Annotated in this window: 14 protein-coding genes; 5 read left to right on the forward strand and 9 right to left on the reverse strand. The window is 64.3% G+C overall.

Features of this window, described 5'->3' with window-relative positions; genetic code table 11:
• The first annotated feature begins 24 nt into the window (after nt 1-24).
• The 3 genes from fecA to APH44_RS15515 all read left to right on the forward strand — a co-directional run bounded on the left by fecA (nt 25) and on the right by APH44_RS15515 (nt 3,511).
• Entirely contained in the window at nt 25-2,340 is a 2,316-nt protein-coding gene (fecA, locus tag APH44_RS15505; RefSeq protein ID WP_054893496.1) for a TonB-dependent Fe(3+) dicitrate receptor FecA, read from the forward strand.
• 368 nt (nt 2,341-2,708) lie between these two features.
• Nucleotides 2,709-3,053, forward strand: coding sequence for an HPF/RaiA family ribosome-associated protein (locus tag APH44_RS15510; protein WP_054893497.1), 345 nt, complete (start codon nt 2,709-2,711; stop codon nt 3,051-3,053).
• 158 nt (nt 3,054-3,211) lie between these two features.
• Nucleotides 3,212-3,511, forward strand: coding sequence for a DUF3509 domain-containing protein (locus tag APH44_RS15515; protein WP_054893498.1), 300 nt, complete (start codon nt 3,212-3,214; stop codon nt 3,509-3,511).
• Between the two features lie 71 nt (nt 3,512-3,582).
• Here the strand turns inward: APH44_RS15515 and APH44_RS15520 are convergent, their stop codons facing one another.
• The 8 genes from APH44_RS15520 to APH44_RS15555 all read right to left on the reverse strand — a co-directional run bounded on the left by APH44_RS15520 (nt 3,583) and on the right by APH44_RS15555 (nt 12,294).
• The gene (locus tag APH44_RS15520) at nt 3,583-4,509 is read right to left on the reverse strand and encodes an aliphatic sulfonate ABC transporter substrate-binding protein (RefSeq protein WP_054893499.1); all 927 of its coding nucleotides are present in this window, start codon (nt 4,507-4,509) and stop codon (nt 3,583-3,585) included.
• Nucleotides 4,506-5,522, reverse strand: a complete 1,017-nt coding sequence (locus APH44_RS15525) for an ABC transporter substrate-binding protein (protein WP_054893500.1) — start codon at nt 5,520-5,522, stop codon at nt 4,506-4,508. Before APH44_RS15525 ends, APH44_RS15520 begins: the two co-directional genes overlap by 4 nt.
• A gap of 18 nt (nt 5,523-5,540) precedes the next feature.
• Entirely contained in the window at nt 5,541-8,210 is a 2,670-nt protein-coding gene (locus APH44_RS15530; protein ID WP_371105601.1) for a TonB-dependent receptor domain-containing protein, read from the reverse strand.
• Nucleotides 8,211-8,348: 138 nt separating this feature from the next.
• Nucleotides 8,349-9,299, reverse strand: coding sequence for a DUF4880 domain-containing protein (locus APH44_RS15535; protein ID WP_054893501.1), 951 nt, complete (start codon nt 9,297-9,299; stop codon nt 8,349-8,351).
• 1 nt (nt 9,300) lies between these two features.
• Complete coding sequence (locus tag APH44_RS15540; protein ID WP_054893502.1) at nt 9,301-9,807, reverse strand: sigma-70 family RNA polymerase sigma factor; 507 nt, start codon at nt 9,805-9,807, stop codon at nt 9,301-9,303.
• 114 nt (nt 9,808-9,921) lie between these two features.
• Nucleotides 9,922-10,713, reverse strand: coding sequence for a phosphate/phosphite/phosphonate ABC transporter substrate-binding protein (locus APH44_RS15545; RefSeq protein WP_054893503.1), 792 nt, complete (start codon nt 10,711-10,713; stop codon nt 9,922-9,924).
• 14 nt (nt 10,714-10,727) lie between these two features.
• The gene (locus tag APH44_RS15550) at nt 10,728-11,669 is read right to left on the reverse strand and encodes a fatty acid desaturase (RefSeq protein WP_054893504.1); all 942 of its coding nucleotides are present in this window, start codon (nt 11,667-11,669) and stop codon (nt 10,728-10,730) included.
• A 151-nt stretch (nt 11,670-11,820) separates the two neighbouring features.
• Nucleotides 11,821-12,294: a phosphate-starvation-inducible protein PsiE gene (locus tag APH44_RS15555; RefSeq protein WP_054893505.1), complete on the reverse strand. Its 474-nt coding sequence runs from the start codon at nt 12,292-12,294 to the stop codon at nt 11,821-11,823.
• 256 nt (nt 12,295-12,550) lie between these two features.
• Between APH44_RS15555 and APH44_RS15560 the strand changes: the two genes are divergently transcribed.
• Nucleotides 12,551-12,814 (forward strand): YebG family protein, encoded by a 264-nt coding sequence (locus APH44_RS15560; RefSeq protein ID WP_054893506.1) that lies wholly within the window; start codon nt 12,551-12,553, stop codon nt 12,812-12,814.
• A 64-nt stretch (nt 12,815-12,878) separates the two neighbouring features.
• On the opposite strand, the gene APH44_RS15565 is transcribed toward APH44_RS15560, so the two are convergent.
• A complete protein-coding gene (locus APH44_RS15565; RefSeq protein WP_054893507.1) occupies nt 12,879-13,898 on the reverse strand; it encodes a Glu/Leu/Phe/Val dehydrogenase dimerization domain-containing protein in 1,020 nt (339 codons plus the stop codon).
• Between the two features lie 123 nt (nt 13,899-14,021).
• Here APH44_RS15565 and APH44_RS15570 point away from each other — a divergent pair, with 123 nt between their 5' ends.
• Nucleotides 14,022-14,828 carry a SirB1 family protein gene (locus APH44_RS15570; RefSeq protein WP_054893508.1) on the forward strand — a complete coding sequence of 269 codons (807 nt, stop codon included), beginning with the start codon at nt 14,022-14,024 and terminating at the stop codon, nt 14,826-14,828.
• The last annotated feature ends 142 nt before the right edge of the window (nt 14,829-14,970 follow it).

Raw genomic sequence — 14,970 nt, forward strand, 5'->3', positions numbered from 1 at the left:
ACCCTCCTTACAGGACCCGACCCCATGCCCCTGCGCCCCACGCCTCTCGCCATCGCCCTGCTGTTCGCCACCAGCCTGAACTTCGCCCAGGCTGGCGAACCGCGCGCCTACCACATCGCCCCCGGCACCCTGGAAGACGCTCTCAACCAATTTGGCCGTGAAAGCGGGGCGCTGATTTCGTTCGGTTCCAGCGTCACCCAAGGCTTGCGCAGCCCCGGGCTGGAAGGCCAGTACGACGTACAGCAAGGGCTGCAGGCTTTGCTGCGTGGCAGCGGCCTGCAGGCACGTCAGGAGGCTGACAATGCCTACAGCCTGCAACCGCTTGCCGCCTCCAGCAGCGATGCGGCGATCGAGCTGGGTGCCTCTACCGTGGTTGGCGACTGGCTGGCCGAGGCGCGCCAGGACAACGTCTTCGAGCATCCCGGCGCACGTGACGTGATCCGCCGCGAGGAGTTCGAGCGCAGCGGTGCCAACAGCGCCCGTGAGGTGCTCAACCGCATCCCCGGCGTCAATGCCCCGGAAAACAACGGTACCGGCAGCCACGACCTGGCACTGAACTTCGGCATTCGCGGCCTCAACCCGCGCCTGGCCTCGCGCTCCACGGTGCTGATGGACGGCATCCCGGTGCCCTTCGCCCCCTATGGCCAGCCACAGCTGTCACTGGCCCCGCTGAGCCTGGGCAACATGGATGCGGTGGATGTGGTACGCGGCGGCGGCGCAGTGCGCTACGGCCCGCAGAACGTCGGCGGCATCGTCAACTTCGTCACCCGCGCCATCCCGGAGGAGGCGACCTTCAAGGCCGCCATGCAGAACCAGATCAGCCCCTCGTCCAGCCACGACGGCTTCAAGAACAGCGCCAACCTGCTGGTCGGCGGCACCAACGACAACGGCCTGGGCGGCGCCCTGCTCTACTCCGGCACCCGCGGCGGCGACTGGCGCGAACACAGCGACACGCAGATCGACGACCTGATCCTCAAGGGCAAGCTGCAACTGGACGAAGCCAACAGCCTGCACGCCATGGCCCAGTACTACGAGGGCGAGGCCGACATGCCCGGCGGCCTGAGCAAGGCGGCGTTCGATGAAGACCCGTACCAGTCGACCCGCCTGAAGGACAAGTTCTGGGGCCGTCGCACCCTGGTCAACGTCGGCTACGACTACAAGCAGGACGATCGCCAGTTCAGCGTCAACAGCTTCTTCACCAAGACCCTGCGCAGCGGCTACCTCGACCAGGGCAGCTTCGTCTCGCTGTCGCCACGCGAATACTGGGTACGTGGCATCGAGACCCGCTTCTCGCAAGGTGTAGCACTGGGCGACAGCTGGCACGAACTGGGCGTGGGCTATCGCTACATCAACGAGGCCGGCCACGAACTGCGCTTCCGCGAACCGGTGACCGGCAACCTGCCGACCACCGCCAGCCGCAACGACCGCGACACCCGTGGCGCCACCGAAGCCCACGCGATCTACCTGGACGACCGCATCGACATCGGCCGCTGGACCATCACCCCCGGCATCCGCTACGAGATGATCGACTCCGAGCAAAGCAACAAGCTCAGCAATCAGCGTTACCAGGGCAGTTACAACACCGCATTGCCGGCACTGAATGTCATGTACCACCTGACCGACACCTGGAACCTCTACGCCAACACCGAGGGCTCGTTCGGCAGCGTGCAGTACAGCCAGATGCCCAACCGCGTCAGCAGCGGTGAAGTGAAACCGGAAAAGGCGCGCACCTGGGAAGTCGGTACCCGCTACGACAGCGGCGACCTGCAGGCAGAGATCGGCGCCTTCCTGATCAACTTCGACAACCAGTACGAAAGCAACCAGACCAACGACTCGGTGATCGCCCGCGGCGAAACCCGCCACCAGGGTATCGAGACCAGCGTGCGCTACGCCCTCGACGGCCTGAGCCCGACGCTGGCCGGTTTCGATGTGCACGCCAGCTACGCCTTCGTCGACGCCACCATCCGCGAAGACGGCCCGAACAAGGGCAACCAGGTGCCGTTCTCCTCGCGCCACAAGGGCACGCTGGGGCTTGGTTACACCGAAGGACCATGGCAGTTGAACCTGGATGGCAGCTTCCAGAGCAGCCAGTACGCCGACAACGCCAACACCGCCAGCGAAAGCGCCGATGGCAGCACCGGACGGATTCCGGGCTACATGCTGGTCAGCACTCGCGCCGGGTATGACTTCGGGCCGCAGCTGTCGAACCTGAAGGTGGCGGTGGGGGTGAAGAACCTGTTCAACCGCGAGTACTACACCCGTTCGTTCGACGACAACAACAAGGGCAAGTACGTGGGCGAGCCGCGCACGCTGTATGTGCAGACTTCGGTAGCATTCTGAGGATGGACACTTGGGAGCGGCCTTGTGCGCTACCAGCCCGTGCACGGTCCTCGGCATCGGTACGGTACCTGTAGGAGCGGGCTTGCCCGCGAAAAAGACACCGCGCTGTCTGGCACGGGCTGCGCCCGTATTCGCGGGACAAGCCCGCTCCCACAGGGGGATTGGGCTGGTCTGTAGATTTTGAACAAGACAGTCGCTCCTGCAGCAACAGCTTCAACCCTGCGAATTGCTACAAAAAATTTATCGAAAAAGGGGCTTGAATTCGGCGCGCCAATCCCTGACCTTAGAGTCAAGAGGCGAAGCTTTCCCCAAGGGCCTCAAGGGCCTAGGCACGCCTCCACGCGAGCAAGCTGAATAAGGATTGAATCATGCAAATCCAGGTCAACAGCAGCAACCATATCGACAGCAGCAGCCGTCTGAACGAATGGGTCCGCAGTACGCTGGAAAGCACGCTGCAGCGCTACGAGGACGACCTCACCCGCATCGAGGTCCACTTGCGTGACGAGAACGGCGACAAGCCCGGCCCGCATGACAAACGCTGCCAGATGGAGGCTCGCCCCAAAGGTCATCAACCGATTTCCGTCAGCCATACCGCCACCTCGCTGGACCATGCGATCGACGGTGCGGCCAGCAAGCTGAACAATGCGCTGGAACATTTCTACGGCAAGCTGCGCAGCAAGCGCAGCGTGGTGCAGCACACTGAAGAAGAGTGATCGGTGACACACAGACGCCCGGTGCCTGGCACCGGGCGTTTTCGTTTCCAGGGTTTCGAGCCGGGGCAGGCCACAGAACTCATCATTTGATCAACGTCGCTGAACCATCCCCACTGTCTCCCGGTCAATCGGTGAACATTCTTTGCAGATGCCAGCCCATGACCAATCCCTTCGACCTCATCAGCGACGCCTTCGCCCCGTACTACCGGGTCAACCTGAGCATCGAGCGGCTCGACGGCAGCATCATGCTGACCCTCTCCAACGATACCGGCGTGGTCGCCAAGCGACTGATCAGCGCCGCCCAACGCAACGACCCCATACGCCTGCGCCGAGTGGTGGACAGCATTCGCCTGGGGCTGGCCATCGAACAAGGGGAAGATGCCCTGCAGGTGCTGGCGGCGATGACCGACAGCGCCGGACGCGATCGGGTCTGGCGGGGGGCTGGGATCGCTCGATAGGCCAGTGTCGATCTCTTCGCGGGCAAGCCCGCTCCCACAGGAAAGGAGCGAAGAGGTCAACACACGCCTCATCACTGCGGAAAGACAACCTCCCGCACTTGCACCGCACGCGGGATCAAGCGGTTTGCAAAGAACAGATCGGCAATCCGCTGCTGGGTTTCGATCGCCGCGGCATCCAGCGGGCGGATCGGCGCGTTGTAGCGATGCTCGAAATACAGCTCCACCACTTCACGCTTGAGCCCCAGCACCCTGGTCATGCCGTCGATGCTCTGCTCACGCTGCTCGACTGAAATCTTCTGCGCCTGGCGCAACGCCTCCAGCACCTTGTCGATGGTCGCACCGTACTGCTCGGTGAACGGCCGACTGGCAATGTAGTAGGTGCCGCTGGGGTGCACGTCCTCACCGGTGCTCAGGGTGCGGGCGCTACCATCGAGCAAGGCGGCTGCGTAGTAAGGATCCCAGATCACCCAGGCATCCAGCTTGCCCTGCTCGAAGGCCGGGCGGGCATCGGCGGCCGGCAGGTAGACCAGCTCGACATCGCTCAGCTGCAAGCCCGCCTTGATCAGGCTCTTGAGCAGCAGACTGTGGGCACTGGAGCCTTTCTGCAAAGCGATACGCTTGCCCTTGAGATCAGCCAGTGTCCTGGCCGGGCTGCTGCTCGGCACGATGATCGCCTCGCTGCGACCGTCGCTGGGCTCGATACCGATGTAGCGCAACGGAATACCCGCCGCCTGGGCGAAAATCGGCGGAATGTCACCAATGTTGCCCACGTCCAGGCTGCCACCGTTGAGCGCCTCGATCAGTTGCGGCCCCCCTGGGAACTCGATCCACTGCACCTGGGTGCCAGGCAACGCCTGCTCGAGCAGGCGATGCTCGCGGGCCAGGACCATGTTCACCGAACTCTTCTGGTAGCCGATACGCAGCACCTGCGGATCCGCCGCGAGGGCCAGGGTGGTGCCCAGCGCCAGCAACAGGGTGACAAGCATACGCACGATCATTTCAGGTTCTCCTTGACCTTGGCGGCCACATCGGCCGGTAGCCAGGCGCTCCACACCTGGGGCTGCTCACGCAGGAACGCTTCGGCGACCACACGCGGATCCAGGCGCTTCTCGGCCATGTGGGCGAGGGTCTGGTTGAGCAACGCCAGTGGCAGATCGACCTTGTCGAAGAACTGCACCAGCTCCGGGTAACGCGCATGGAACGGCGCCGAGACGCCGATCGACAGACGCGCCGGCAGCGAGCGCGTACCTCTGGGGTGCGCCTCGTTCGGGTTGGACAGGGTCTTCCAGGCCTCGGCATCGAAGGCCGGCTCTTCCAGTTGGACCAATTTGTAGCGGCCCAGCAGCGGAGTCGGCGACCAGTAGTAGAACAGCACCGGCTTGCCGCGACGGATCTGTGCGGACACTTCGGCATCCAGTGCAGCACTGGAGCCGGAGCGGAAGTTGACGAAACTGTCGGCCAGGCCATAGGCCTTGAGCTTCTGGCTGTTGACGATCTCCGAGGTCCAGCCGGTCGGGCTGTTCAGGAAGCGCCCCTGTTGCGGCGACTCGGGGTCACGGAACACATCCTTGTAGCGAACAAGGTCGGTCACCGACTTCAGCCCCGGCGCCACGGCCTCGATACCGCGCTCAGGATCGCCCTTGATCACGTATTCCGGCACCCACCAACCTTCGCTGGCGCCCTTGACCGTGTCGCCGAGGGCGATCACCTTGCCTTCGGCTTCGGACTTGACCCACAGCGGACTGCGCCCGGCCCACTCTTCGCCGATCACCTGGATGTCATCCTTGGCCAGGGCCGCCTCCAGGCTGACCGTGCTGCCCGGCAGGGTGTCGGTCGGATAACCGTAGCCCTTCTCGACCAGCGTACGCAGGATCTCGGTGATCAGGCTGCCGCTTTCCCAGGTGAGCGCGCCGAAATGGATCGGGGCTGGTGGGCTGGCCGCCAGCAAAGGCTGGCTGGCCAGGCCCAGGGCGAGCAGCGCGCCGCCCAGGAGTTTCTTCATCGCAGTCATGTGCAGTCTCGTTGTCGATCAGAAGTCGTAGCTGAGCCGGGTGTAGTAGAACGCCCCTTCCGGTGCCGAAGGCGCCAGGTAGCTGTACTGCTGGCCCGGGGTCTGGCGCAGGCGGGTGTTGAAGTCATCCGGCTTGCTGTCGAACAGGTTGTTGGCGCCTACCGAAACGCGCAGTTGCTTGGTGAACGCGTAGTTGACGTCCAGGTCGGTGATCCACTGGGCCGAGAAGGTCTGGTCATACTGTGCGTTGGTCGCCGAGGCTGCGTACTTGCGGTACTCGCCGTAGCGGGTCTGGGTCAGGCTGACGGTCCATGGGCCGTAGGTGTGCGTGGCGCCAAGGATCAGCTTGTCCTCGGGGTAGCCATGTTCGAGGAAGCCCTGGGCCTCGCGAGTCAGCACGTCGAAACCGAAGGGGTTGCCATGGATCTTCTCGATGGTGGTGCGCGCCTTGGTGTAGCCGGCGGTCAGCGCCAGGTCGCCATAGCGGTCCAGGCCCAGGTTGTACTTGCCGACGATGTCCACGCCACGGGTACGGGTGTTGGCGGCGTTGGTCATGAACTGCGCCCAGCTGTACTGGCCGAAGCCTGCAGCGGTGAGGATGCGTTCGGCGTCCGGGCCGGAAATGCCGCCGCTGTAGAGCAGGCGGTCGCGGATATCGATCTGGTAGGCATCGATGGTCAGCGACGCCTGCTCGGTCGGGCGCAGCACCAGGCCCAGCGAGTAGTTGGTGGATTTTTCCGGTTTGAGCGACTGCGCGCCCAGGGCCTGGGCCGCCGGATGGTCGACCGGCAGGATGCGGGTCAGCACCGGATTGCCATTGACGTCGACGTTGGTGGTGGTGGTCCATGAGGTGCCGATCTGGCCCAGGGTCGGCGCACGGTAGGCGCTGTTGAGGGTGCCGCGCAGGCCGACCTGCGGGGTGAACTCGTAACGCGCCGAAAGCTTGCCGGTGGTGGCCGAACCGAAGTCTGAGTAATGCTCGCTGCGCCCGGCCAGGCCTACCTGGAATTTGTCGGTGACCTGGTTTTCCAGGCCGAAATACACCCCGCCCACCTCACGTTTGTAGGTGCCGGCATCGTCCGGCGTCAGGCCCGAAGCCTGCACCCCACCCACCTGCACCCCGTCGATGCCGCCGAACGAGTAGGAGCTGAAATCGCCCGGTTGCAGTTCGTACTGCTCGCGACGGTAGGCCACGCCCGCCGACACCGTCAGCGGATGGGTCGACCAGGCCACGCCCACGTCACGGGCGTAGTCGACGGCCAGGTTGGTCTGGCTGTTGATCAGCGTGGCAATGTCGAACTTGGTCGGGCTGTTCACGCCATAGCTGGGGTTGAGAGTGTCGAACGCCACTTCGTCATGCTTGTCGCGGCCATAGGTGGCGCTGATGTCCAGGCGTCCGATGGCCTCGTCCTCGAAGCGCGAGCCGACGGTGACCGAGGCGTCCTCGTAGCGGAAGCGGTACTTGGGGATGGTGCCCTCGGGGTACAGCGCCTGCACGTTGTTGGGGTTGTCGCGCAACAGCGGCGGGGTGTTGTTGATCGACTTGTCCTGGCCATAGGTGGCGAAGCTGTACAGCCGCCACTGGTCGTTCAGGCCGACCTCGGCGTTGGCTGCCAGGTTGAACTTGTCGCGGCTGGCCCCGCCCCAGCGGTGCTCCTGCAACTGGCCGTCGGCGACGTACTTGTCGCCGATGTCGGTGGGCTTGGCGTTGACGCCGTTGAAGCTCAGGGTCAGGAAGCCGTCGCCCGGCAGACCCAGGCCATACCAACCATCGACGTTCTTGCGAAAGCCATCGCCCTGCCCGTACTTGCCCAGTTGCGTGTTGATCTGCCCGCCGCTGTCGCGCTCCTTGAGCACGATGTTGATCACCCCGGCCACCGCGTCCGAGCCGTACTGAGCCGAAGCGCCATCGCGCAGGACCTCGACATGGTCGATGGCGCTGATCGGGATCATGTCCAGGTCGACCGGCTGGGCACCAATGAACGGCACGCCACCGGAGATGTTCACCACCGCCGAGGCATGCCGGCGCTTGCCATTGACCAGCACCAGGGTCTGGTCCGGCGACAAGCCGCGCAGCGAGGCGCCCTTGGGGTTCTGGCCACGGGTGGCGCTCTGGTTCTGCGGGAAGTTGAACGAGGGCAGCAACTGGAACAGCGCCTGGTTCAAGGTGGTGGCGCCGGTCTTGACCAGCTCCTGGCTGTCGATCACATCGACCGGCGCGGCGCTGGTCAGCGCGGTGGCGTCGCTGCGCCGGGTGCCAAGGGCAATCACGCGGTCAAGGGTGGGTGCTGCAGCAGCGCTGGCTTGCCCGGCCGGTCCGCTGGGCGCGCGCCGGGCACTGGCGGCGGCGGTCTCGTCCTTGATGATGAAGGCGCCGCCCGGGCTGACCTGAAGCTGCAAGCCGGTGCCGCGCAGCGCGGCGTCGATGGCTTGCTGGGTGGTCAGGTCGCCCTCCACGGCCGAGGACGAGAAGCGCTCGACCTCCGGGGTGAAGGAGATCACCTGGCCGCTCTGGCGGCTGATGTCGAGCAGCACCTGGTCGAGCGGGCCGGACTTGATGTGGTAGGCCTGTACCGGCTCGGCGGCCTGGGCGGTGCTGATCAGCAGGCCAAGCAACGGGCCGAGGGCCAGGGCATTGCGCTTGAAGCGCGAGTGAGTAGCAGTGGTCTTCTTCTGGATACGGCGCACAACGATTCCCCCCAAGGAATCCATGACGCTGCCCCCCTCGGCAGCGTTTACAGCAGTGGTGTGGCGCGGGCACGCAGAATCTTGCAGATCGATTGGTTATGTCGTTAGAACCTGGAAAAGACCGCCCGCGATTCTGGCTCACACCGCCCCGATACTCAGCCAATACTCCCCATGCCGGCTCACACGAATCGGCAAGGTCCGCGCCAGTGCCTCGAACACCAGCTCGCTCTGGTCGAGCCGAAACAACCCACTCACGCGCAACCCGGCCACCGCAGGATCCAGGCGCAGCACGCCGCGTCGATAGGGGCGCAATGCATCGACCACCTCGCTCAACGGGCTGTCGCGCACTTCCAGCAGACCATCGACCCACGCCCCTTCGCCTGACCGCAACAGCTCAACCGAGGCAATGCTCACCCGGTCGAAATTCACCGCATGCCCCTTGCGCAACTGCACCCGATCACCACCCTGGCTGCTGATCTCCAGCACCCCGGCCAGTGCGCAGACCCGGCACTGCCCGGCACGCTCTGCCACCAGCAAGCGCGCCGATCGCGCACTGACCGTACTGCCCTCGATACGCACCAGAAACGGCCGCGACTCATCGACCACGGTCAGCAACCCCTCGCCACCGCGCCATTCGAGCACACGCAGTTGGCTGTCGAAGCGCACGTCGGCCTGGCTCTGGGCATTGAGTACCAACTGGCTGCCATCGGGCAGGTTCAAGGTCTGACGTTCACCCGTACTGGTGCTCAGATCGGCCCCCAGGTGCAGGCCAGACATCGGGTTGCCGATCAAGCCCGCACCCACCACCACACCGGCCCCGAGCAAGGCACGCTGGAGGAAACGCCGACGCCCTGAAGGCGCTGCCAGGGCGCGCTGCACCACACGGCCGTCGACGCCCTGGCTACGCGGCACCTGGAACACCCCGAGGGTGTTCTCAAGGCGCTGGCACAGTTGCTCATGCCGCGGGTCGGCGCGACGCCAGGCCTGGAACGCCAGGTGATCACGCGCCTCGGCCTGGCCCGAACGCAGCAGCACCAGCCACTGGGTCGCCTGCTCGATCAGGTGTTGCTGCTCATCGGGGTCGCGCATGTCAGTCCAGGGAAAGTTTCAGGCAACGGTTGAAAGCCTTGGCCATGTAGTCGCTCACCGAGCGCTGGGAGATCCCCAGTTCAAGGGCGATCTGCGGATAGGTCAGGCCGTTGAGCTGCGACAGCAGGAAGGTCGCCTTGACCTTGGCCGGCAGGCCGTCGAGCAAGGTGTCGATGGCTTGCAACGCCTCGATCATCTGCGCATGAGCTTCGGGCGATGGCGCCAGATGGTCGTCATCCTCGAGCAAGGCATCGAGGTAGGCGCGCTCCAGGTCGCGGCGGCGCCACAGCTGGTACATCAGGCGCTGGGCAATGGTGGTCAGCAGCGCGCGCGGCTGGCGGATCGGCTCCGGGACCGGCGCACTGAGCAGTTGCACGAAGGTGTCGGCGGCGATGTCCTCGGCGGCACCGTCACCCAGGTGTCGGCGCAGGCGTCCGCACAGCCAGGGGTAGTGGCTGCGGAACAGACTGCCGACATATTCGCCATGAGGGTTTTCGCGACCGGACATGAGGCTTCCATCCAGGAGTGGATACAAAGAGGTCCGGTCGTCCGGTGAGCGCATCCTAGTCTGGCCGCTTATGCTTTAAAAATACTTAAAAGTGATTTTTATATTCCGTTTTCATTATCCGAGAGTGACTAAACCAAGCCGCCTCGCTTCGTGCTCGTAATCCAGCAGCACTTGGTAATCGGTCGTCTCGACCGGTAGCACCTGATCGATGGCCAGGGTCTCGGCCACCGCCGGCAACTCGGCCAGGGCCTGGTTCATCGCGTGGCGAATCCACTCGGCCTCCTCGGCACTGCGCCAACCGGCAGTGATGTACGGCAGGCTCGGCCCCCAGGCGGTCTGGCCGAGGATGCGCAGGCCCTCGACCTCCTCACTGTGATCGCGCGCCAGGTAGCCGTAGGTGACGCTGTCGATGGCCGCCAGATCGCCTTGGCCCTCGCGCAGGGCGCGCATGCTGTTGCGGTGCCCACCGGTATGGCTGACGTGCAAGAAAAACCGCCCTTCACGCTGCAAGGGTGCCAGCGCGTGGCGCAGCAGATTCATGCCGGAGTTGGAGTCCGGGCCGTTGACCAGCCCGTGGCTGTCGAAGAACGCCGCCAGGTCCTGGCGCGGATCATCCTCGCGCACCAGCAGCAGGCTGCAGTGCTGACCTTCGCGCACATATGGCAGGCGATAGCGTGGCTGCCCAACCACTCGTACCTGCCCACGCAGCGCGGTCATCAACGGGTAGCCGCAGGTTTGGCTGAGCAGCAACTGCGGCGAGCGCCAGACCTGCAGCAACGGCTGCGCCCCCACCGCTTCACCCCGCGCATCGAGCAACAGAAGAATGCGCTGCAGCCAGGCAGCGCTGGCCTGGTTTATGCGCTCGGGGGCGACGTACATCGACAGGTCGACGAATCCCTGGGTCATGGCATGGCTCCTGTTCAGGCGAAGGGGTGGCGTGGGCTATCGATCGGCGCAAGGCCGTGGCGACGCAGCAGCGCCCCATAGCCCGGCACCAGGAAGTGCCCGCTGCGCAGCAGCCATTGCGCGCGGTGACGCTGGTAGACACGCGGGATGAAGTACCAGGGCAGGCCCGGAAGATCGTGGTGCACCAGGTGCAGGTTGTTGTTCAGGAACAGCAGCGACCAGAGGCGCCCGGCCTCGTTGATCACCGTGCGCTGCTCAGGCAGCGGGTGCGGCCGATGCTCGTAGAACGAACGCAGCATCGCCAGGCCAACGGCCGGCACGCTGACCAGGAACACGTAGTGCAGCACCGACAGTGCGCTGAACCGCGCAACCAACATCATCAGCAATACGCTGCACAGGCCGTGAGTCAGCCACATCAGCCAGGCCTGGCGATCACCGCGCCCCAGCCGCGCCAGCTCCTCGCGGGCCAGCCCGAACAGACCCAGCGGCGCGCCGACCAGCACACGTCCGGGGACCGTCTTGCCCAGCCACAGCACCCCTCTGTGCCACCGGGTGCTGCGCTGCCAGTGCCGGTCGCTCAGGTAGCGGCTTTCAGGATCCAAGCCCGGCAAGGTGAGGTCGTGATCGCGGTGATGAATCAGGTGGCTGTCGCGATACAGGGTGTAGGGATACCAGAGGGCAAAGGGCGCGTAGCCGAGCAACTTGTTCAGCCAGGGAAAACGGGTCGGGTGCCCGTGCAGCAACTCGTGCTGCAATGACAGCCACAGCACCAGCAGCGGGATCAGCAACAGGGTGGTCGGCCACACGCCCAGCGCATGGCTGAGCGGCAGCAGCGCCGTCCAGCCGCCATACACCACCGCCAGCAACAGCCAGGTCGGCCATTCGGTACGGCCGGTGAAGGTGCACTGAAGATGCTGCACGTCTTCGCGCTGGGCATCGTCGAGGTAATGGGGCATTGCGGCGTCCTGCGTGATCTCCGGTATAGGCTTGTGGCGTGACGCGGAGAAATCTTGCAGAACGATTGGTTATCAAAACCCCTTTCAACTAAATATTTGTCCATAAGGCAGGGCAAGCCGCCACCGCTTGCCCAAGTCGCTGCCGGATGGGTCAGACCTTGCCGTCGTCCATATCCTTGCCGTTGGCATCGATCGCCCGTGTCGACGGGTAGCGGTACGAGGCAAAGCGCACCACCAGGATCGCGAAGGCCAGCAGCAGGATGCCGCCACACACGTACAGCAAGCCAACGTCCGGCGCCTTGTGGTGCGAGACATCGCCGATCAGCAGGCGTGTCAGCGCGGTGATCGCCACGTACAGCAGGAAGCGGATCGGCATGTGGTTGGTCTTGAAGTAGATCCCCACCATGGCTCCCAGCTCGAGGTAGATGAACAGCAGCAGGATGTCATCGACACTGATGCCACCCTTCTCCAGCATCTCGATGAAGGTCGCCACGGCGGCATAGGCCGTGATCGCACCGATGCCGAACAGGGCCAGGTAGTGGAACGACTCGACGAACAGATTTCCCAGTGCGTCGGCGGGCGCATGCAGGCCCTTGCGCAGCTTTTCTGGCCATTTGGATTTCACGATGCAGAATTCCTCGATACGACATGAAGGATGATGCGCCACCGATGTGACGCTTGTGACATGCAGTTAAAGGGCCAGGCCCTGTACTTGGAAGGCGACCGATTGCCGCAAGGCACCTATGGGCTAGGCTTCGGCGCGTGCATCGGGGTAGATCAGAACGCCACTATCCGATTGCCAAAGAATCCGCTATGCTCGAAACTGTATAAAGATACAGTTGTCGTCCAACCCACATACACAAAAGGCACAGAGGTGATGAATGGCCGTCGAAGTGGTGTACCGCAGCAGCCGCGACCCGGAGCGCTTGTTCATGGATAAGGCCGAAGCAGACCGTCACGACAAGATGCTCGAGCTGGCCGAACGGCTGGCCGAAGTACTGCAAAAGGCCGTGCCGTCGCTGAGCGAGCAGCAAGTCGAAGAAGCGGGCATCTACATGGCCAAGAACCGCGACGTGTTCGCCCGGGCATTCAAGAGCCAGCCCGATGCGCTGGCTGAACTGCTCGAAGGCGAGGCAGCGGAATAAGGCACCTGCTGCAGCGTCTGCGGCTCCTGTACATCGGGGCGTGGATGCTGGAGCCAGCGCTCGCTCAACCGTACAACAGCCGCTCCGCCAGCATCTGCGCCACACGCGCAGGCGAGCGCTTCTCGGCCTGGGCATGGGCGAACACCTCGGTCAGACGCGTAGGGATACGCGCCAGATGCGCGGTGATGGTGCTCAGGTCAGCGCCTCGGTGGGTCAACGCCACGTAGATCAGCCCACCGGCATTGATCACGTAGTCCGGGGCATACAGAATCCCGCGGCTCTCTAGCTGATCGGCCACCTGCAAGGTGGTCAACTGATGATTGGCGGCGCCGGCCACCGCCGCGCAACGCAACTTCATCACGCTCTGGCCGTTGAGCACCGGCCCAACCCCACAGGGCGCGAAGATATCGCAGGGCGTGCTGATCAGCGCATCGTTGGTCACCGGATGTGCCCCGAACTGCTCCACCGCCAGCCTCACCCGCCCCGGGTCGAGGTCGCTGACCAGCAACTCCGCCCCTGCCGCATGCAACTGCTCGGCCAGTGCATAACCCACATTGCCCAGCCCTTGCACCGCCACGCGTAACCCTTCGAGATTGTCGCTACCCAGCCGTGCCATCGAGGTGGCGCGAATACCGGCGAACACGCCCATGGCCGCGTGCGGCGAGGGATCGCCCGAGGCCGTGGTGCTGGTGACATGAGGGGTGGACTGGGCGATGCAGTCCATGTCCAGCGTCGACGTGCCGCTGTCCACCGCAGTGATGAAACGCCCTTGCAGGCTGTCGACGAAACGCCCGAACGCCTCGAACAGCGCCGCGCGGTTTTCCACATGGGGGTTGCGCACGATCACCGCCTTGCCACCGCCCAGCGCCAGCCCGGCCAGGGCCGCCTTGTAGCTCATGCCCTGGGCCAGGTGAATGGCATCGCTCATCGCACTTTCATCGTCGGCGTACGGTAGGTAGCGACAGCCCCCCATGGCTGGCCCCAGTTGCTCGCTATGAATCGCCACCACGGCTTTCAAGCCAGTGGCGGGGTCGTTCCACAGGTGCAGGGACTGGGTACGGGTGCTTTGCATGAGCGCGAACATCGACGGGCTCCCCACAAGGTGCTCACATCAGTATAGGCAGCCGGCGACTGTCCAGGGCCTGGGCGGACCACTGGACGAATCGGTGCGCCAGAGCTAAAAATCTAGTGTGTGTGGAGAAGTCCGATGAACCCACGTAAAGCCTGCCTGGCCTGCCTCGACCGCATTCCGGTCGCCCTGTTGGAAGCCACCCTCTGGATCGCCGCCGAGCATGATCGCGAGGTCGATCCCGCCGCCTGTCTTGCGCAATTGCACGACCTGCATCGGGAAATCAACGCGCGCCTGCCAATGCTGCCCGTCGGCGAACTCGCCCAGCCACTGCTGCGTCAACTCAACGCCCTGGGTTTCCAGCAGGACGAATACCACCCGCTACGTCCGCAAGCGGCGCTGATGGACAAGGTGCTGCAGCGCCGTCGAGGCCAGCCGCTGCTGCTGGCGATCCTCGCACTGGAGATGGCCCAGCGCCTGTCGATCCCACTGGAGGGGGTGAACTTCCCTGGCCACTTCCTGTTGCGCGTACCGGGCGCCGATCACCTGCTCGACCCCTGCGGCGGTCGACGCCTGTACCCCGCGGATTGCCGCGAACTGCTCAACCGCCAATACGGCCCGCACATGACCCTGACCGCTGAACACCTGCACAGCGCCAGCCCGATGCAGATGCTGCAGCGCCTGTCGCGCAACCTGCGCCAACTGCACAGCAGCAACGACAACGATCTGGCTGCGCTGATCGATGCAGAACGGGTGATGCAACTGGGGCCAGTGCAGGTCTCCGATTACCTGGCCCGCGCCACCCTCTACCAGCACCTGGACTGCCCCCAGGCCGAACGCTTCGACCTGGAGCACGCACTGCTGTTGAGCGACGATCCGGTGCAACGCCTCAAGCTGGGTGAGCGCCTCGCCCAGTTGCCTTCGACAAACCGTTCAATCCACTAGGCTCTGTATGAAAAACCTTGATACTCGGTGATGCTGCGTTGAAAACAGCCTCGGAATGCTCATTTACAACCCGTAAAGTCGAGCGCGACTCCGACCGTTCCTCGGCTGTTTTCGCCTTGCCTGACCTTCGTCTCAAGGCTTT

Origin of the sequence: Pseudomonas sp. NBRC 111143, from assembly GCF_001320965.1 — a bacterium.
Taxonomy (GTDB): domain Bacteria; phylum Pseudomonadota; class Gammaproteobacteria; order Pseudomonadales; family Pseudomonadaceae; genus Aquipseudomonas; species Aquipseudomonas machongensis.